Source organism: Spongiibacter taiwanensis, from assembly GCF_023702635.1.
Classification (GTDB): domain Bacteria; phylum Pseudomonadota; class Gammaproteobacteria; order Pseudomonadales; family Spongiibacteraceae; genus Spongiibacter; species Spongiibacter taiwanensis.
The window spans coordinates 1,134,359-1,152,333 of sequence record NZ_CP098455.1 but is presented as its reverse complement, the minus strand read 5'-3'; the positions used below and the strand labels follow the sequence as shown (position 1 = coordinate 1,152,333).

The 17,975-nt window shown below is 59.7% G+C and carries 17 protein-coding genes; 15 read left to right on the top strand and 2 right to left on the bottom strand.

All coding sequences use genetic code 11. The features are described from left to right. Nucleotides 1–44: 44 nt before the first annotated feature. Nucleotides 45–698: a urate hydroxylase PuuD gene (locus NCG89_RS05390; RefSeq protein ID WP_251088745.1), complete on the bottom strand. Its 654-nt coding sequence runs from the start codon at nt 696–698 to the stop codon at nt 45–47. A 225-nt stretch (nt 699–923) separates the two neighbouring features. Between NCG89_RS05390 and NCG89_RS05385 the strand changes: the two genes are divergently transcribed. From NCG89_RS05385 to ispH, 13 genes are all read left to right on the top strand, one after another. Beyond that, complete coding sequence (locus NCG89_RS05385) at nt 924–1,703, top strand: hypothetical protein (protein WP_251088744.1); 780 nt, start codon at nt 924–926, stop codon at nt 1,701–1,703. A 226-nt stretch (nt 1,704–1,929) separates the two neighbouring features. Then, nucleotides 1,930–3,447 carry a fumarate hydratase gene (locus NCG89_RS05380; RefSeq protein WP_251088743.1) on the top strand — a complete coding sequence of 506 codons (1,518 nt, stop codon included), beginning with the start codon at nt 1,930–1,932 and terminating at the stop codon, nt 3,445–3,447. Between the two features lie 94 nt (nt 3,448–3,541). Continuing rightward, the gene (sbcB, locus tag NCG89_RS05375) at nt 3,542–4,972 is read left to right on the top strand and encodes an exodeoxyribonuclease I (protein ID WP_251088742.1); all 1,431 of its coding nucleotides are present in this window, start codon (nt 3,542–3,544) and stop codon (nt 4,970–4,972) included. Beyond that, the gene (locus tag NCG89_RS05370) at nt 4,969–5,232 is read left to right on the top strand and encodes a GIY-YIG nuclease family protein (protein ID WP_432757882.1); all 264 of its coding nucleotides are present in this window, start codon (nt 4,969–4,971) and stop codon (nt 5,230–5,232) included. The genes sbcB and NCG89_RS05370 overlap by 4 nt, the downstream gene beginning before the upstream one ends. Nucleotides 5,233–5,355: 123 nt before the next feature. Next, complete coding sequence (locus NCG89_RS05365) at nt 5,356–7,155, top strand: ABC transporter transmembrane domain-containing protein (RefSeq protein ID WP_251088741.1); 1,800 nt, start codon at nt 5,356–5,358, stop codon at nt 7,153–7,155. Between the two features lie 65 nt (nt 7,156–7,220). Beyond that, nucleotides 7,221–8,237 (top strand): aspartate carbamoyltransferase, encoded by a 1,017-nt coding sequence (locus NCG89_RS05360; protein WP_251088740.1) that lies wholly within the window; start codon nt 7,221–7,223, stop codon nt 8,235–8,237. Then, nucleotides 8,237–8,851 (top strand): NUDIX domain-containing protein, encoded by a 615-nt coding sequence (locus tag NCG89_RS05355; protein ID WP_251088739.1) that lies wholly within the window; start codon nt 8,237–8,239, stop codon nt 8,849–8,851. Before NCG89_RS05360 ends, NCG89_RS05355 begins: the two co-directional genes overlap by 1 nt. Beyond that, entirely contained in the window at nt 8,848–10,428 is a 1,581-nt protein-coding gene (gene murJ, locus NCG89_RS05350) for a murein biosynthesis integral membrane protein MurJ (RefSeq protein WP_251088738.1), read from the top strand. Before NCG89_RS05355 ends, murJ begins: the two co-directional genes overlap by 4 nt. Before the next feature lie 79 nt (nt 10,429–10,507). Then, nucleotides 10,508–11,437: a bifunctional riboflavin kinase/FAD synthetase gene (gene ribF / locus NCG89_RS05345; protein ID WP_251088737.1), complete on the top strand. Its 930-nt coding sequence runs from the start codon at nt 10,508–10,510 to the stop codon at nt 11,435–11,437. A 61-nt stretch (nt 11,438–11,498) separates the two neighbouring features. Continuing rightward, entirely contained in the window at nt 11,499–14,315 is a 2,817-nt protein-coding gene (gene ileS, locus NCG89_RS05340; RefSeq protein WP_251088736.1) for an isoleucine--tRNA ligase, read from the top strand. Continuing rightward, the gene (gene lspA, locus NCG89_RS05335; RefSeq protein ID WP_251088735.1) at nt 14,308–14,835 is read left to right on the top strand and encodes a signal peptidase II; all 528 of its coding nucleotides are present in this window, start codon (nt 14,308–14,310) and stop codon (nt 14,833–14,835) included. The genes ileS and lspA overlap by 8 nt, the downstream gene beginning before the upstream one ends. Before the next feature lie 4 nt (nt 14,836–14,839). Beyond that, entirely contained in the window at nt 14,840–15,295 is a 456-nt protein-coding gene (gene fkpB / locus NCG89_RS05330) for an FKBP-type peptidyl-prolyl cis-trans isomerase (protein WP_251088734.1), read from the top strand. A gap of 17 nt (nt 15,296–15,312) precedes the next feature. Beyond that, nucleotides 15,313–16,260, top strand: a complete 948-nt coding sequence (ispH, locus tag NCG89_RS05325) for a 4-hydroxy-3-methylbut-2-enyl diphosphate reductase (RefSeq protein WP_251089341.1) — start codon at nt 15,313–15,315, stop codon at nt 16,258–16,260. On the opposite strand, the gene NCG89_RS05320 is transcribed toward ispH, so the two are convergent. Next, nucleotides 16,257–16,763, bottom strand: a complete 507-nt coding sequence (locus NCG89_RS05320; protein WP_251088733.1) for a GspH/FimT family pseudopilin — start codon at nt 16,761–16,763, stop codon at nt 16,257–16,259. The two genes, ispH and NCG89_RS05320, sit on opposite strands and share 4 nt — an antisense overlap. Before the next feature lie 279 nt (nt 16,764–17,042). Between NCG89_RS05320 and NCG89_RS05315 the strand changes: the two genes are divergently transcribed. Both NCG89_RS05315 and pilV read left to right on the top strand, forming a co-directional pair. Beyond that, nucleotides 17,043–17,519 carry a GspH/FimT family protein gene (locus NCG89_RS05315; RefSeq protein ID WP_251088732.1) on the top strand — a complete coding sequence of 159 codons (477 nt, stop codon included), beginning with the start codon at nt 17,043–17,045 and terminating at the stop codon, nt 17,517–17,519. Then, entirely contained in the window at nt 17,516–17,974 is a 459-nt protein-coding gene (pilV, locus tag NCG89_RS05310) for a type IV pilus modification protein PilV (protein WP_251088731.1), read from the top strand. The genes NCG89_RS05315 and pilV overlap by 4 nt, the downstream gene beginning before the upstream one ends. Nucleotide 17,975: the final 1 nt, after the last annotated feature.

Below are 17,975 nucleotides of genomic sequence, written 5' to 3'. Positions count from 1 at the left end.
GCCGCTTTTGGTTACACCATATTATATTGAGTGCGTTGCCGGGTTTACACGAATTGCAGCAGGGCCAGCATGACGGCGGCCAAGGCGATGCTGCAGTGAATCACCCCTTTGACTGTGGTCATCGGACCGGTCTTGCCAAAAATCGCGTTGATTTCCAGCAGAATGATAATGGCGATGCAGGCCAGCAAACCGTTGCTGAGATTCACGCCGCCACTGCCCAGGGCCGCATTGGCTGCCTGGCCTGAACCGTGGAAGGAGCCCATCATGCCGATCAGCATAGGCGCCGAGAACAGGGTATTGGTGCGCGAGGCCAGGCCGGCTTTGGGCGCCGCTTTTGAGGCGTCACCGGCTTTGATGCCGCAGACAATCTTTTGATTTGGCCAGATAATCAACCACACGTTGAGGAACATCAGGGTGCCCATCAGCGCACCGATAATGATGTAAGCATTCAAGCCACGCTGGGCGACAAAGTGCAGCAGTGCAACGCCGGTAAGGAAGGTAAACATGGCGCCCCAGCGGAACCACCAGAGTGCCCGTGGTGCGAGTTTACGTACTGCATCGGCCTTGGCGTTGGCCTCCGCTTCCTTGAAATACTCTGTCTGCACAAAGTTAAAGTAGTACAACAGGCCGATCCAGGTAACGCCAAACAGCACATGCAGCCAGCGCAACAGCAAATCCACCGAAATATATGCTTCCATCCTGCTCCCCTCACTTTTCATTGGAATTGTGCGCCCCGCGCCGCCGTCGTTGATCACGGCGGGACGGGGCTGCGCGAAGTATAGCAAAGGCGGCGCAGGCGGAGCGTAATCCTTGTGGTTTATTGCAGCGGGGCAAGTATTTGCGATGGCGCCGCTTTGCCAGGTGTGGGGGCAATGTCATAATGCCCGCCAATTTTCCTTTATCGTGAACATGGGTTATTCATTGTGAGCAGCGAAAGACAGGAACCGGGCATTTCCCTCAACTTGGATGATGAGGACATTATCGAGCGAGCACCTGCGGCCAAGCGGGGTAAGTCGGCACCGCCGCCACCGCCCCCGGGCAAAGCCGCCAGTGGCGGTGGCAGTGGCTTTCTGGTGTTTCTCGGTACCGTGCTCATTCTGGGCCTTGCTGGCGTGTCGTACTATCTGTTCGACCAATTGCAGGCCACCCAGGCACTGCTGGCGCAGAGTCAAAGCCGGCTGGACAATCTGGAGCAACGGTTGTCGGTCACTGATGACAGCGTCACCGAGTCCAGCGCGTCGATGAAAGTCAAGCTGACGGAGCTGGACAGCGAAGTGCGCAAGCTGTGGGACAACGTCTGGAAAAAGCAAAAAGAAGAACTGGGCAAGCACGACACGGAGATCGATAAATTGCAAAAATCCCTGGCGTCGATGGAGTCCAAGGTCAAGAGCAGTCAGGCGGAGCTGGCCACGGCGATGAAAACCTTCTCGGCGGACAAGTCCCGGTTGACCGAGCTGTCTGGTCGGCTGGATAAAGCGGCCGCCCAGGCCGAGGTGAATCGCAAACAGCTGCTGGAGTACGGTAAACAGCTGACCGCCGGCGGCAGTCTGGACGCCCGGGTGAGCAGTGTTGAGCGCCAGCTCCAGCAAAACCAGGATTGGTTGGATTCGATCAATGCCTTCCGCCGTCAGGTGAACCGGGATATTGAATCCCTGCGCACCACCGTTAGTCAGTACCACTCCTCCAGCCCGCCGGTTCGCTAATCGGCGGGGCTCGCGCCCGCCTTGCTACACCGACGCAGGTCGCTGTTGTATACTCGCCTGCGTCTTTTGCGTCAGCTCAGGGGGAGCGGGGCGCCAACGACATGGCTTCGGCACGGTTATTCCTGGCTCGGGGCGATCCAAACCCAATGACAACCATTCAAAGGACTGGCGGCCGCCGGGGAGACAGCGGCAGTCAGCGCCAATTATTCGGCTCCAGGAGTCCCTGATGACTGTTATCCGTCAAGACGACCTTATTCAGAGCGTGGCTGATGCGCTGCAATACATTTCCTACTACCACCCAGTGGACTTTATCCAGGCGGTGAATCAGGCCTATGAGAAGGAGCAGAACCCGGCGGCCAAAGATGCCATGGCCCAGATTCTGATCAACTCCCGTATGTGCGCCATGGGGCATCGGCCAATCTGTCAGGACACCGGGATCGTGACCGTGTTTTTGCATGTCGGCATGAATGTGCAGTGGGAAGCGGATATGTCGGTTACCGACATGGTCAACGAAGGGGTGCGCCGGGCTTACAACCTGCCAGACAACGTCCTGCGTGCGTCGATTCTGGCCGACCCTGACGGCGCCCGCAGCAATACCAAGGACAACACCCCGGCCGTTATTCACTATGAAATCGTGCCTGGCGACAAGGTAGAGGTGCATGTGGCAGCCAAGGGCGGCGGCTCTGAAGCGAAATCCAAATTTGCCATGCTTAACCCCTCCGATTCCGTTGTGGATTGGGTGCTGAAAATGGTCCCCACCATGGGGGCTGGCTGGTGTCCGCCCGGCATGTTGGGTATCGGTATTGGCGGCACCGCCGAGAAGGCGATGATTCTGGCCAAGGAGGCGCTGCTCGACCCCATTGATATTCAGGAGCTGCAACAGCGCGGCGCCAGCAACCGGGCTGAAGAGCTGCGCCTGGAGCTGCACGAGAAAGTGAATCAGCTGGGTATTGGTGCCCAGGGCCTGGGTGGCCTGACCACTGTGCTGGACGTGAAAGTCAAAGACTTCCCCAGCCACGCAGCCAACAAAGCCGTGGCGTTGATCCCCAACTGTGCGGCGACTCGTCACGCTCACTTCACTCTCGATGGCAGCGGCCCCGCGGCCCTCAAACCCCCGTCGCTGGAAGAGTGGCCCGAGGTGACTCGCCAGGGTGGCGGCGATGTGAAACGCGTTAACCTGGACACCGTCACCGCCGAGGAAATCAAAACCTGGAAGCCCGGCGATACCCTGCTGTTGAACGGCAAAATGTTGACTGGCCGGGACGCCGCCCACAAGAAAATGACCGACATGCTGGCCAAGGGCGAGAAACTGCCGGTGGATCTGAAAGGCCGCTTTATTTACTACGTGGGCCCGGTTGATCCGGTGCGCGACGAAGTGGTGGGTCCGGCTGGCCCAACTACTGCCACCCGGATGGACAAGTTTACCCGCACCATGCTGGCCGAAACCGGCCTGATGGGCATGATCGGTAAATCCGAGCGGGGCGATGGCGCCATTGACGCGATCAAGGAATTCGAAGCGGTGTACCTGATGGCCACTGGCGGTGCGGCCTACCTGGTTGCCCAGGCGATCAAGAAATCGGAAGTGGTGGCCTTCCCCGAACTGGGAATGGAAGCGATCTACGAGTTCACCGTGGAGGATATGCCGGTCACGGTGGCGGTGAGCACTGACGGCGAGTCTGTGCACAAGATTGGCCCCCAGATCTGGAAGGCCAAGATCGAAGCCGAAGCGATTAACGTCGCTTAGCGGCCGGTCAGACGTCTGACGCTGGAAGTCTGACGCAGTGTGAAGCACTGCCTCGGCATTTAGCGTCCGACGTCAGACTTCTGACTTCAGACCCATGAATACCTTCTACTGGCACGACTACGAAACCTGGGGCGCCAATCCCGCTGTGGATCGGCCGGTGCAGTTTGCCGGTGTGCGTACCGACATGGACCTGAATATCGTCGGCGACCCGCTGATGATATTCAGTCGCCCCAGCCCCGATTTTTTACCCCATCCCGATGCCTGCCTGATCACCGGGATTACTCCCCAGCAAGCCCTGGAAGAAGGGGTGTGCGAGGCGGAATTTATTGCTGCTATCCACCGGGAGCTGGCTCGGCCCGGCACCTGCGGGGCTGGCTATAACAGCATTCGCTTTGACGACGAAGTCACCCGCTACACTCTCTACCGCAACTTTTATGACCCCTACGCCCGGGAGTGGCAGAACGGCAATTCCCGCTGGGACCTGATCGACGTGGTGCGTTTGTGCGGCGCCCTGCGGCCGGAGGGTATTCACTGGCCGGTTCGAGAAGACGGCAGCCCCAGCTACAAGCTGGAAACCCTCAGTGCGGCCAACGGCCTGTTACACGAGGCCGCTCACGATGCGCTGTCTGATGTGTATGCCACCATTGAGTTGGCGAAGTTACTCAAGCAGCGCCAGCCCAAGCTGTTTGATTACGCCCTGACCCTGCGCGATAAAAAGGTGGTGGCGAGCCTGCTCGATTGCCAGGCCCAGGTGCCGGTGTTTCATGTGTCTGGTCGCCTGCCTGCAGCGCGCTACTGTTCGGCGCTGGTAATGCCACTGGCGCCGCACCCGAGCAACAAGAACAGCGTGATAGTGTACGACCTGAGTGTGGACCCAGGGCCGATGCTGGCCATGTCAGCCGAGGAGGTCAGTCAGCGGGTGTTCACTGCTGCCGACGACCTGCCGGAGGGAGAGGAGCGTATCCCGCTGAAGGAAATCCATATTAATCGCTCACCCGTCGTCGCCACCGCCCGGCTGCTGGATGAACAAAGCAGCGCCCGGGTGGGCATCGATCTCGATCAGTGCCGAACGCACTGGAAACAGATCCGCCGCACCGAAGGGCTCACCGCCAAGGTACAGAAGGTGTTCGCCGGACGCCGATTTGATGGCGCCAATGACCCCGATAGCGATCTTTATGGCGGCTTTTTTAGCGACAGCGATCGCAAGTTGATGGACGCGCTGCGCCGGGAGAGCCCCGATGCCCTGGCCCGCAAGGCCTTTGATTTTCATGATGCCCGCCTGCCGGAGCTGTTTTGGCGTTACCGGGCGCGCAATTTTCCGGAAACCCTCGGCGCCGAGGAGCTGGCCCAATGGCGGGAGTTCTGTCGCCAGCGCCTGCGCCACCCGGAGGGCGGGCAGCTGGGTTTCGACGGCTTTCGGGCTCGGCTGTTTGAGCTGTCCTCCGCATCGCTCAGCGATCATCAGCGTCACATCCTCGACGAGCTCAACGACTACGCTGAGGCCCTGGAGCTGGAAGGGCTGTGAGCCAGTGGTGGGTGTATATGGTGCGCTGTCAGAGCGGGCGACTGTACACCGGCATCACCACTGACCCCGAGCGCCGCTTTCGGGAGCATTGTGGCGAGGGCGGCAGAGGTGCCCGGTTTTTTCGCAGTGACCCGGCCGAGGCGATGGTCTATCGGGAATCTGCTGCCGATCGCAGCGCCGCCAGTCGCCGGGAGGCGCAAATCAAAAAGCTGCCCCGCGTTCGCAAACTGGCGCTGGTGGCCGAGGCCTCAGGAGGCTGAGCCCTGTACTCGCCGTACCAGCCCGGGACCCGGCTATCCAGGAATCTTACCCCTTCCAATAGGTGGCGGACTTTCACTGTTCTGGCAATAGCGCGATAATGCCCGCCGAATTGAGGGGCGGTGATGACTGAACAGGGTAGCGAACGGGAAAAAAGCAGCAATATCCGGGTGCTGGGCGCCATGCTGCGATTTTTGCGTCCCTACCGCTGGCAGGCTGGCCTGGCCAGTGTCGCCCTGGTGTGCACCGCAGGGATCACCCTGTCGATCGGGCAAGGTCTGCGCCTGCTGATTGATAACGGCTTTGCCGAGGGGGCATCTCCCGCCGAATTAAATCGCGCCCTGTTGTTTTTTATGGCCATGGTGCTGCTGTTGGCGGCGGGGACTTTCACCCGATTTTACTTTGTCTCCTGGATTGGCGAGCGGGTCAGCGCCGATCTGCGCAAAAGCGTCTTCGACCATATTCTCACCCTTCACCCCGGCTTTTTTGAAACCAATGTCAGCGGTGAAATTCAATCCCGAATCACCACCGATACCAGCCTGATTCAGACCGTGATCGGCAGTTCGGTGTCGATTGCCCTGCGCAATCTGTTGATGTTTGTCGGCGGCCTGGTGCTGCTGTTTGTGACCAACCCCAAGCTCACGGCCATGGTGATGCTCAGTGTGCCCTTGGTGGTCGCGCCGATTCTGATTTTTGGCCGCCGGGTGCGCAAACTGTCACGGGACAGTCAGGACCGTATCGCCAGTGTGGGCAGCTTTGTGGGCGAGGCAATTAAAAATATCAAGCTGGTGCAGGCCTTTAATCACCAGGCCGCCGACAGCGCTCGACTGGGCGAGCACGTCGAGGCGGCCTTCGCCGTGGCACGGGGACGGATACAACAACGCGCCTGGTTGTCTACCGCCGTCATTGTACTGGTGCTTGGCGCGGTCAGCGCCATGCTGTGGGTGGGCGGTCACGATGTGCTGGCCGGGCGAATCAGCGGTGGTGAGCTGGCCGCATTTATCTTTTACGCCGTCATGGTGGCGGCTTCGGTGGGGGCCATCTCAGAGGTGTTTGGTGATTTGCAGCGCGCGGCGGGTGCCAGTGAGCGGCTGTTGGAACTGCTGGCCGCTCAAAGCCTAGTGGCCCCGCCAGCCGATCCAATGACCCTGCCAGAGCCGGCCGGTGGGCGCCTGAGCCTGGACAATATCAGTTTCCACTACCCTTCGCGCCCAGATACCTGGGCGATTGATCAGCTCAGCCTGACCCTGGCTCCGGGCGCAAGCCTCGCCCTGGTGGGGAGCTCCGGCGCCGGCAAGTCGACGCTGATTGATTTGATTCTGCGGTTCTACGACGTGCAAAAAGGGGCGATCTGCTTCGAGGGTGTCGACATTCGTCAGCTTGACCCCCAGGTGTTGCGTCAGCATATCGCCATGGTGCCCCAGCAGCCGGTATTGTTTACCGGCACGGTGGCGGACAATATTCGCTACGGCAAACCCGGTGCCAGCGATGAAGCCCTGGTTAACGCCGCGCGGGCAGCCTACGCCCACGACTTTATCGCGGCCCTGCCCGAGGGTTACCACAGTTTTGTAGGCGAGGGTGGGATTCGGCTCTCGGGCGGGCAGCGCCAGCGCATCGCCATTGCCCGGGCGATTCTGGCGGACCCAAAATTGCTGTTGCTGGATGAAGCCACCAGCGCTCTGGACGCGGAGAGCGAGTATCAGGTGCAAAAGGCCCTGGAGACGCTGATGCAGGGGCGCACGTCAATCGTGATTGCCCATCGACTGGCCACGGTGGTGAATGTCGATACCATCGCCGTGCTCGACGGCGGTCGCCTGGTTGCCACCGGCAGTCACAGCGAACTGCTGCAGCGCAGTGAATTGTACGCCCGTTGGGCCAGTCTACAGTTTGACGATGCCCACAGTGCGGCCAGCGTCGCCGGGTAGCGCAATCGATTTATTGTCAGTACCGGCTGGCCCGTTGAGGCTGGCCCCAAATCGGAGATATCACAGTGAAATTTGCCGGTAGTCACATACTCTCCATCGAGCAGTTCGAGCGGCAGGACATTGAACGCATCTTCGATGTTGCTGACATGATGATTCCCTACGCCCATCGCGAGCGGGTAACCAAGGTCCTCGACGGCGCCATTCTGGGCAATATGTTCTTCGAGCCTTCCACCCGGACCCGGGTCAGTTTTGGCTGCGCCTTCAACCTGCTCGGCGGCGAAGTGCGCGAAACCACCGGCTTTGAAAGCTCGGCGATTGCCAAGGGCGAGTCGCTCTACGACACCGCTCGGGTGCTCAGCGGCTACAGCGATGTGATCGTCATGCGCCACCCCGCTTCGGGCTCGGTGGCAGAATTTGCCGCGGCCAGCCGGGTGCCGGTACTCAACGGCGGCGATGGCGCCAACGAGCACCCCAGCCAGGCCCTGCTGGATTTGTACACCATTCGCAAGGAACTCCAGCACCAGGGGCGCAATGATCTGGACGGTCTGCGCATTGCCATGATTGGCGATTTGAAATACGGGCGCACCGTGCACTCGCTGTGCAAGTTGCTGTGCTTGTTCGAGCGGGTCAGTGTGACCCTGATTTCACCACCGGAGTTGGCCATGCCCCAGGACCTGGTTGAGCGCCTGCGCGAGGCGGGCCACAGTGTCTTCCAGTCGAATGTCATGGAAGACAGCCTGGCCCACATCGATATTTGTTACTCGACTCGAATTCAGGAAGAGCGCTTTGCCGACCGGGCCGAGGCGGACATGTATCGCGGGCGCTACCGCCTGAATCAGGCGATTTACACTGCCTACTGCGAGCCTAACACGGTGATTATGCACCCCCTGCCGCGGGATTCACGGGTAGAGGCCAATGAGCTCGATAACGACCTGAACGACAACCCCAACCTGGCGATCTTCCGTCAGGCTGACAATGGCGTGTTGGTGCGGATGGCCCTGTTTGCCATGGTGCTGGATGTGGTCGATCAGGTCGACAAGAACGCCCGGGATGTTAACTGGTATACCGAGCGACGATTTTGATGAGCAAGTTCAAGCGCGATGATGTTGAGGTCATTGACGACCAGCTGAGCTGGAAGGGCTTTTTCAGCCTGCGCAGTTTGCGCTTGCGCCACCGGCTGTTTGGCGGTGGCTGGGGGGCGCCCATTAATCGCGAGCTGATGGTGCGCGGCGCAGCAGTGGGGGTCTTGCCCTATGATCCCGAGCGCGATGAAGTGCTGTTGATTGAGCAGTTTCGGGTAGGTGCGTTGCAGCGCGAAGGTGGTCCCTGGTTGAAAGAACTGGTGGCGGGCTTGATCGACAAAGACGAGAGCCCCGAACAGGTGGCTCGCCGGGAGGCGGTGGAGGAGGCCGGGGTAAGCCTGGACGAGCTCGCGCCAATCGGACGGTATTTTTCCTCGCCTGGCGGCAGCGACGAATATTTTTATCTCTTCTGCGGCCGCTGCCATCTGGCGGGGGCGGGCGGCCATTTTGGGCTGCCTGAGGAGGGCGAGGATATCCGCGCCAGCGTTTATTCCTTTGCAGAGGCATTGGCGATGATGGCGCGCGGTGAGGTGGATAACGCTCACACGATCATTGCGCTGCAGTGGCTGGCGTTGAATCGCGACGGTGTGCGCAAGGGTTGGCTGTCTGAATGAGCGGCGCGTTGGCTGGGGAGAAAAAGGCAGCGGGCCTGCTGCGCTCGAGTGCGCTGGTCAGCGTGATGACCTTTTTGTCGCGAATTCTCGGTCTGATTCGCGACGTGGTGATTGCCGCCTTTCTCGGCGCCACGGCCAATGCCGACTGTTTCTTTGTCGCCTTTAAAATCCCCAACTTTTTGCGCCGTCTGTTTGCCGAGGGGGCTTTTTCCCAGGCCTTTGTGCCGGTGTTGTCGGAGTACCGGGAGCGGGGGGATCACGCCAGTGTGAAGGCGCTGGTGGATCGGGTATCCGGGGTGCTCGGCGGCATCCTGACAGTGGTCACTGCCCTGGCGGTGGTGGGTGCGCCGGTGGTGACGATGATTTTTGCCCCGGGATTTCGCGATGATCCGACCAAGTTCGCCCTGACCAGCGACATGATCCGCATTACCTTCCCCTACCTGCTGCTCATTTCCATGACCGGCTTCGCCGGGGCGGTGCTCAACAGCTTTGGTCGCTTTGCCATTCCCGCCTTCACACCGGTGCTGCTCAACGTCTGTCTGATTGCGGCGGCCGTGTTGATGTCCCCCTATTTTGCCGAACCCGCCATGGCCCTGGCCTGGGGGGTGCTGATGGCCGGGGTGGTGCAGCTGACCTTCCAGTTACCCTTTTTGCAGCGTATCCACATGCTGCCCTGTCCCCGCTGGGGTTGGAAAGATGATGGGGTGCAGCGGGTGGTGCAGCTTATGATTCCCGCCCTGTTTGGGGTGTCGGTGAGTCAGATCAACCTGCTGCTGGATACGGTGTTGGCGTCATTTCTGCCCACCGGCAGTATTTCCTGGCTGTATTACTCGGACCGTCTGGTGGAGCTGCCGCTGGGGGTCTTCGCCATCGCCATCGCCACGGTGATTCTGCCGAAGCTGTCGCGGCTGAAAGCGGGGGGCGACGAGGTCGCCTTTGCCAAAACCCTGGATTGGGGGCTGCGCGGCGTGCTGTTGATTGCGGTGCCGGCGGCAGTGGCCCTGGCACTGCTGGCGGAAACCATTCTCACCACGCTGTTTCAGTACGGCGAGCTGGGCAGTCGGGATGTGGGCATGGCGGCGCTGAGTTTGCAGGCCTATACCGCTGGCTTGATTGCCTTCATGTTGATCAAGGTGCTGGCGCCAGGATTTTACGCTCGCCAGGATACCAAAACCCCGGTTCGTATTGGCATTATCGCCATGGTAGCCAATATGGTTTTTAACATCGCACTGGTCATTCCCTTGCACCTGTACTGGCAAATTGGCCACGTTGGCCTGGCGCTGGCCACCTCCATCTCCGCCTGGATCAACGCCGGCCTGCTGTACCGGGGGCTGCGCCGCAACGAGGCCTACCGGCCATCACCCGGGTGGTGGCCCTTTTTGGCGCGGGTGATGTTGGCCACCCTAACGATGGCGGTGGTGCTCTGGTGGGGTAACTCCCTGTTAGACCAACTGCTGCAATGGCCCTGGTGGCAGCGTGGCCTGGCGATGTTGGGGCTGTGTCTGGCGGGCGCGCTCAGTTATCTGATCATGTTGGTCGCCGCCGGCCAGCGCCTGGCCGAATTTCGCGGCCATTGATTGCGCTATCAGTCGTTTAAGTCGAGGCCGTGACTGGGCTATAATCACGCGCTTTGCTTGGCTTACAGAACGGGCTTCCATGGAGCTGATTCGCGGATTTCACAATTTTCGATCTCGTCATCGGGGCACTGTTGCCACGATTGGCGCCTTCGATGGTGTGCATCTGGGACATCAGGCGGTTTTGCAGCAGCTAATCAGCAAGGGCAAAGAGCTGGGGCTGCCCAGTGCAGTCATCCTGTTTGAGCCGCTGCCCCGGGAGTTTTTGGCGCCGGGCAAAGCCCCGGCCAGATTGATGAGCTTTCGCGAAAAGTTTTTGGCGCTGGCAAAACTCGGCGTGGATCGGGTGGTGCGGATTCGCTTCACCAATGAGCTGCGCAACATGGATGCGGAGGAGTTTATCCGCCGCCTGTTTGTTGACTGCCTGGACGCAAAATACATTGTGGTGGGCGACGATCTGCGCTTTGGCCGCAACCGCAGCGGCGACTTTAATCTGCTGCGCGAATACGGTTTGAAGGACGGCTTTGAGGTGGAGGATACCTCCACATTGAAAATCTCCGGCGAGCGGGTGAGCAGCACGCGCATTCGCGAGGTGCTGGCGCAAAGCGACTTTGCCCTGGCCGAGCGGCTGCTCGGCCGCCCGTACAGTATTTCCGGTCGGGTGGTGATGGGAAAGCAGCTCGGCCGCACCATCAATGCGCCCACCGCCAACCTCCAGTTGCGGCGGCTGCGCTCCCCCCTTTCTGGTGTGTTTGCGGTTGAGGTGTCCGGGCTGGGGGAAGCGCCGCTGCAGGGTGTTGCCAATGTCGGCGTGCGGCCCACGGTCGGCGACTTGTCCGAGGCCATCCTTGAGGTTCACTTGCTCGATTTTGATCGCACCATTTACGGCAAGACGCTAACGGTGACGTTCCGGAAAAAACTCCGGGAAGAAATGAAATTTGATGGTATCCCCGCGCTTCAGGCGCAGATTGCCGAGGATATCGACGAGGCACGGCGCTACTTCGCGCACTAGCGAAGGGGCACTCCACAGCAACAGCCAATGACCCATTTCGGCCTACGACTGACGATTATTTATGAGTGATTACAAACACACCCTGAACCTGCCCAGCACGGACTTTGCCATGAAGGCAAATTTGGCCCAGCGGGAGCCCCAGATGTTGAAGCAATGGGCTGAACAGGATGTTTACAGCGAGATTCGCGAGGCGCGTAGCGGGCGGGAGAAGTTTATTCTTCACGACGGACCGCCCTACGCCAACGGCGATATTCATATCGGTCATGCGGTAAACAAGATCATCAAAGACATGATCGTTAAATCGAAAACCATGAGCGGTTTCGACGCGCCCTATGTGCCGGGCTGGGACTGCCACGGTTTGCCCATTGAGCTGAATGTTGAAAAGAAAATCGGCAAGCCGGGCCAAAAGGTAGATGCGGCCACCTTCCGTGAAGAATGCCGCAAGTACGCCATGAAGCAGGTGAACGGCCAGCGGGAAGACTTCAAGCGTCTCGGTGTGTTTGGCGATTGGGACAATCCCTACCTGACCATGAGCTTCGACGTGGAAGCCAATATCATCCGCGCGCTGGGCAAGATCGCCGAGAATGGCCACCTGCAAAAGGGCTTCAAGCCCGTGCACTGGTGTTTGGACTGCCGCTCAGCCCTGGCCGAAGCCGAGGTGGAGTATCAGGACAAAACGTCACCAGCCATCGACGTTGCCTTTGCCCTGGTTGATCAGGCATCGGCTCGGGAGCGCTGCGGCCTTAATGCGGCAGAGGGTGAACTCAACCTGGTGATCTGGACGACCACCCCCTGGACACTGCCCGCCAATATGGCGGTGGCGCTGCACCCGGAGCTGGATTATCTGTGGCTGCAATTCGAGCAGCAGGGGCGTGCCTATGTGGTGTTGTTGGCTGAAGCCCTCTACGAGAAAGCGCTGGCGCGCTACGGTGTGGAGCAGTTTGCGGTGGCCGGGCGGTGCAAGGGCGCCGATCTGGAAAACCTGCAGCTGCAGCATCCCTTCTACGACCGCCAGGTGCCGGTGATTCTCGGCGATCACGTCACCACTGATGCCGGTACCGGCGCGGTGCACACCGCGCCTGCCCACGGTCAGGACGACTTTATTGTGGGCAATAAGTACGGCTTGGAAGTCAGTAACCCGGTGGCGGCCAATGGCACTTTTATTGAGGGCACACCGCTGTTTGCCGGCGAGCACGTATTCAAAGCCAATGACAGCGTGCTGGCGGTACTTGAAGAACGCGGGCGTCTGCTGGCCAGCAAGAAGCTGGAGCACAGCTACCCCCATTGCTGGCGGCACAAAACGCCGATTATTTTCCGGGCGACCCCCCAGTGGTTTGTCAGCATGCACAAGAACGGCTTGCTCGATACGGCGCTGGACGCGGTTAAAGGTGTGAACTGGACGCCGTCCTGGGGGCAGGCGCGGATTGAGTCGATGCTGCAGGAGCGGCCCGACTGGTGTATCTCCCGGCAGCGCACCTGGGGTGTGCCCATCGCGTTGTTTGTGCACAAGGACACCGCCGAACTGCACCCCAATACCCCGGAGCTGATCGAAGCCGTCGCCCAGCGGGTTGAGCAGGGCGGTATTCAGGCCTGGTTTGATCTGTCGCCCGATGAGCTGCTGGGCGATGAGGCCGAGCAGTACGACAAGGTAAGCGACACCCTGGATGTGTGGTTTGACTCCGGCGTGACTCACTACGCCGTGCTGAAGCAGAACGACAAGCTGGCCTTCCCGGCAGACCTTTATCTGGAGGGCTCTGATCAGCATCGGGGCTGGTTCCAGTCGTCTCTGCTCACTGGCCTGGCCACGGCCGGGGTGGCACCCTACAAAGGCGTGCTCACCCACGGTTTCACCGTGGATGCCCAGGGCCGCAAAATGTCCAAATCGGTGGGCAATGTGGTGGCGCCCCAACAGGTTATGAAAACCCTCGGCGCCGATATTCTGCGGCTGTGGGTGGCGGCGACCGATTACCGCAATGAAATGACGGTGTCGGATGAGATCTTTAAGCGCACTGCTGACTCCTATCGTCGTATCCGCAACACGGCCCGCTTTCTGCTGGCTAATATGGCTGGCTTTGACCCGGCCGAACACAGCGTGGCAGAAGAAGACATGCTGGCCCTGGACCGCTGGGCGGTCGAGCGGGCCGGGGTGTTGCAGGCCGAAATCATCAAGGCCTACGACAATTACCAGTTCCACGTCATTTATCAGAAGCTGCACAATTTCTGTGTGGTGGAGCTGGGTGGTTTCTATCTCGACATCATCAAGGATCGTCAGTACACCACCCAGGCAGACAGCCTGCCCCGGCGCAGCGCCCAAACCGCGCTGTATCACATTGCCGAGGCACTGACTCGCTGGATTGCGCCGATTCTCAGCTTTACCGCCGACGAACTGTGGCAGCATCTGCCCGGTGAGCGCAAAGGTAGTGTATTTGCGGCGGAGTGGTACCAGGGGGTGAATCGCATTCACGCCGACCGGCAGATGAACGACGACTTCTGGCAGCAGGTTCAAGCAGTGAAAACGGCAGTGAACCGAGTGCTGGAGCAATGCCGTAAAGACGGTATTGTTGGCGGCAGTCTGCAGGCAGAGGTGACGCTGTTTTGCGATGAAGCACTGATGAACACTCTGACGGCGCTGCAAGATGAGCTGCGCTTTGTGCTGATTACCTCGGCAGCCAAGCTGGCGCCCCTCTCGGCAGCCAATGCGGCGGCGGAAACCGAGCTGCCCGGTTTGCAGATTCGCGTCACCGCCAGTGAGGGCGAAAAGTGCGAGCGCTGCTGGCATTATCGCGAGGACGTGGGCCAGGATGTGAAGCATCCGACCCTGTGCTTCCGCTGCATCGATAATGTTGATGGGCACGGTGAGCACCGCAACTATGCCTGAATTTGGTGATCCGGCCGAGGTCGCGGCGCAGCGTCGGCATCGGTTGAAGTGGTTTGGCTTGGCGGTGCTGGCGATAGTGGTCGATCAGCTGACCAAATACCTGGCGGACACCTCACTGCAATACGCCCAACCCAATGAAGTGCTGCCGGTATTGAATATCACCCTGCACTACAACCCGGGCGCCGCCTTCAGCTTTCTCAGCGATGCCGGGGGCTGGCAGCGCTGGTTCTTCTCGGCGATTGCCACCGGGGTGAGTGTGTATCTGGCCATCTGGTTGTACCGCTTGCCGCGTAAACAGTCGCTGTTGGCGTTGGGATTGGCGCTGGTACTTGGCGGCGCCGTCGGCAATCTGATCGACCGGGTAATTTACGGTCATGTGATCGATTTTATTTCGGTGCACTGGCAGGACAGTTACTTTCCCACCTTCAATATTGCCGATGCGGCAATTTCGGTGGGCGCATTTTTTCTGGTGCTGGATATGTTGATTCACCCCCAGCCCAAAAACGAGAGGCAAGGTTAGCGGTATGAGTGAGCAGACAACTGTTACCGAACAGAGCAGCATCACCCTGCATTTTGCGCTGATGCTGGAAGACGGCCAGATTGTTGATTCGACCTTTGAGCGCAAGCCGGCGACCTTTGTCTTTGGTGACGGCAGCCTGCTGCCCAGTGTTGAACGCAAGTTGCTGGGCATGTCGGCGGGGCAGGCCGAGACCTTCAAGCTGCCCCCGGAAGAGGCCTTTGGCCAGCGCAACCCGGCCAACCTGCAGCGCTTTCCCCGCAGCCAGTTCAGCGCCGAAATGGAGCTCTATGAAGGGCTGGTGATCTCCTTTGCCGATGCAGCCCGGGCGGAGCTGCCCGGCGTGGTTGCCAGCTTCTCGGACGAGCAGGTAGAGGTAGACTTTAATCACCCGCTCGCGGGTCGCTCTTTGCTGTTCAAGGTTGAAATCATTGCCGTGCAGGCGCAGGGTGAAGCCCCATGAGTGACGTGACCAACGACATGCAGATTGTGATGGCCAACCCCCGGGGTTTTTGTGCCGGTGTGGACCGGGCCATTGAGATCGTAAACCGGGCGCTGGACGTGTTCGGACGGCCAATTTACGTTCGTCATGAAGTGGTCCACAACAAGTTTGTGGTGGAAAATTTGCGTCAGCGCGGCGCGGTGTTTGTCGACGAGCTCGATGAAGTGCCGGATGATCGCATTGTGATTTTCAGTGCCCACGGAGTATCCCGGGCCGTGCGCGACGAGGCGGATCGTCGCGGGCTCAAGGTGTTCGACGCTACCTGCCCGTTAGTGACCAAGGTCCATATGGAGGTGTTGAACTTCAGCACTCAGGGGCGCGAGTGCGTGCTGATCGGCCACAAAGGTCATCCCGAGGTTGAAGGCACCATGGGCCAGTACCGCAATGAAAATGGTGGCCAGATTTACCTGGTAGAGGACGTGGCCCAGGCCCAGGCGTTGGAGGTTAATGATCCTGAGCACCTGTCTTTTGTTACCCAGACGACCCTGTCGATGGACGATACTGCCGCGGTGATTGATGCCCTGCGTGCGCGCTTTCCCGCCATTGAGGGGCCGCGCAAGGACGATATTTGCTACGCCACCCAAAATCGCCAGGACGCTGTTAAAACCCTGTCCGCCCAGGTGGATTTGGTGTTGGTTGTGGGCTCTCCCAATTCCTCCAACTCCAACCGCTTGCGGGAGCTGGCCGAGCGCAACGGCTGCAAGGCCTACCTCATCGACAGTGAGGCCGATATTCAACCCGAGTGGTTGCAGGATCAGCCCCGCATCGGCATCACTGCCGGTGCCTCGGCGCCAGAGGTGCTGGTGGCAGCGGTAGTAAGCCGCTTGCAGGAGCTGGGCGCCAAGCCCCCCTTGGAGCTGGATGGTCGGCCGGAAAATATCACCTTTTCTCTCCCCAAAGAGCTGCGCCTGGTCGAAATTGACTAGCCCGGACAGGGCTTGTCTGACGATGTCAGCCGCACTCTGCCGCCAACGCTGATGACCAGCCCGTAGCTGGTGGACAGTTCCGGGTGGCAGATTGTCACCGTACCAATCTGAAAAGCGCCGGAGATCGCCCGGGCACTGCCATCCGGTGTAAAGCTGATGTATTCCTTCACCCAGTAGTTCCCCTCAATTCTCACTCCCTGATGGGCTGGCACCTGACGGAGCAATTCTTCGCCGGTATCCCGCTCGCCACTGGCGTTGCTGTCAACAAAGATCTCGGCGCCGCCGTGCCAATCCCCGGAAGGGGCGCTGAGGGTGACGCGGCGGTCGCGCATGATCGCGCTGGCCCTGGCCGTATTGATGCTGTGAAACAGATCCCAGGCCGCAGTGCGCAGTCGGTATTTTTGAACCATACTGACTGATGAGGGAAGGACGAGGCCGCCAAGAATGCCGGCAACACTCAGCGTGGTGAGCAACTCAATTAGGGTATAGCCTGCGAGTTTCATCCTGGACTCCTTTCCGTGAGATGAATGCGTCTATGATTGAGGATAGGTGATTTTCAGTAGGTAGGCTGGGGGAATTACCGATTCTGACTCTATGTTTCAGAAATTAATGTGCAGTAGTGACATCAATATTGCGCGAAATTCTGATTTTTGACGACCGTTCAGGCTCACTTTGCGTACAGTGTCTTACAAATAATACTGATCGTTATTATGATCAGCCATCAACGGCGCTAGACAGGAATACGTGTGGTTTCGATTGTTCGACGACAGTCAGGATTTACTTTGATCGAGATATTGGTCGCTCTTGCCGTTGCTGCCATTCTGGCGACGGTGGCAGTGCCGCGGTTTTCAGATGCCCTGGCTAACGCCCGGGCCCGTGCCGACGTAAAATCCTTCGCTCAGTCGTTGAATACGGCCCGCTCCGAGGCTGTGGCGAGGGCCTCAACGGTTTTTGTTTCGGCGTCATCGAGCGCCTGGGCGGCGGGCTGGCAAAGCTGGCAGGACGTTGACGGCGACGGAGTGCGCGATAACGGGGAAACATTGAAGGAATATGCCGGGTTTGGCAGCGACGCCGCGCTGACCGGCGACCAGGGCGGCTCGGCGGTGACCACCCTGAGTTTTACCGCCAATGGCTTTCTCAATGCTGCGGCCCCCGTCGATTTCGCCTACCGCACCAGCCCGGCAGTGTGCAGCCGTGATAAAAATATTCGCGTCAGCCTGACTGGACAACTCACTGTCTCCCAGAGGGTTTGCCCATGAGCCTCGTTCGCTCCCCAGGAGTCCGCCGCCAGCGCGGTGTCACATTAATTGAAGTGTTGATAGCGGTGCTGATCACAGCGACAGGTGTGCTGGGGGCTGCCGCCTTGCAGCTGAATTCAGTCAAGTTTAATCAAGTGGCCAATTTTCGCTCCACGGCGGTCTTTCTCGCCAACGATATCACCGACCGTATGCGCGCCAACCGGGCCCTCGCACTGACCGGGCAATACGATCTTGCTATGGATGCTGACGCGCCCACGGGCAGCGCAATTCAGCAAATCGATTTGCAGGAGTGGCTGGCAGAGATTATCCAGCGCCTGCCGGCTGGGGACGGCGCGGTGGTAAGAAATGGCACCACCTTTACCGTTACTGTGGCGTGGGACGAAGGCCGCCTGAGCCAAACCCGGGAAGCCGGTGGCGGTGATACCCAGCAGTTTGTGTTTACCACGGAGCTGTGAG

Coding starts and splice junctions, on each gene's coding strand:
- NCG89_RS05355 (WP_251088739.1), top strand. CDS start 8,237: ATGAGCAAGTTCAAGCGCGATGATGTTGAGGTCATTGACGACCAGCTG.
- pilV (WP_251088731.1), top strand. CDS start 17,516: ATGAGCCTCGTTCGCTCCCCAGGAGTCCGCCGCCAGCGCGGTGTCACA.
- NCG89_RS05365 (WP_251088741.1), top strand. CDS start 5,356: ATGACTGAACAGGGTAGCGAACGGGAAAAAAGCAGCAATATCCGGGTG.
- murJ (WP_251088738.1), top strand. CDS start 8,848: ATGAGCGGCGCGTTGGCTGGGGAGAAAAAGGCAGCGGGCCTGCTGCGC.
- NCG89_RS05390 (WP_251088745.1), bottom strand. CDS start 698: ATGGAAGCATATATTTCGGTGGATTTGCTGTTGCGCTGGCTGCATGTG.
- ribF (WP_251088737.1), top strand. CDS start 10,508: ATGGAGCTGATTCGCGGATTTCACAATTTTCGATCTCGTCATCGGGGC.
- sbcB (WP_251088742.1), top strand. CDS start 3,542: ATGAATACCTTCTACTGGCACGACTACGAAACCTGGGGCGCCAATCCC.
- lspA (WP_251088735.1), top strand. CDS start 14,308: ATGCCTGAATTTGGTGATCCGGCCGAGGTCGCGGCGCAGCGTCGGCAT.
- NCG89_RS05380 (WP_251088743.1), top strand. CDS start 1,930: ATGACTGTTATCCGTCAAGACGACCTTATTCAGAGCGTGGCTGATGCG.
- ispH (WP_251089341.1), top strand. CDS start 15,313: ATGCAGATTGTGATGGCCAACCCCCGGGGTTTTTGTGCCGGTGTGGAC.
- ileS (WP_251088736.1), top strand. CDS start 11,499: ATGAGTGATTACAAACACACCCTGAACCTGCCCAGCACGGACTTTGCC.
- NCG89_RS05320 (WP_251088733.1), bottom strand. CDS start 16,763: ATGAAACTCGCAGGCTATACCCTAATTGAGTTGCTCACCACGCTGAGT.
- fkpB (WP_251088734.1), top strand. CDS start 14,840: ATGAGTGAGCAGACAACTGTTACCGAACAGAGCAGCATCACCCTGCAT.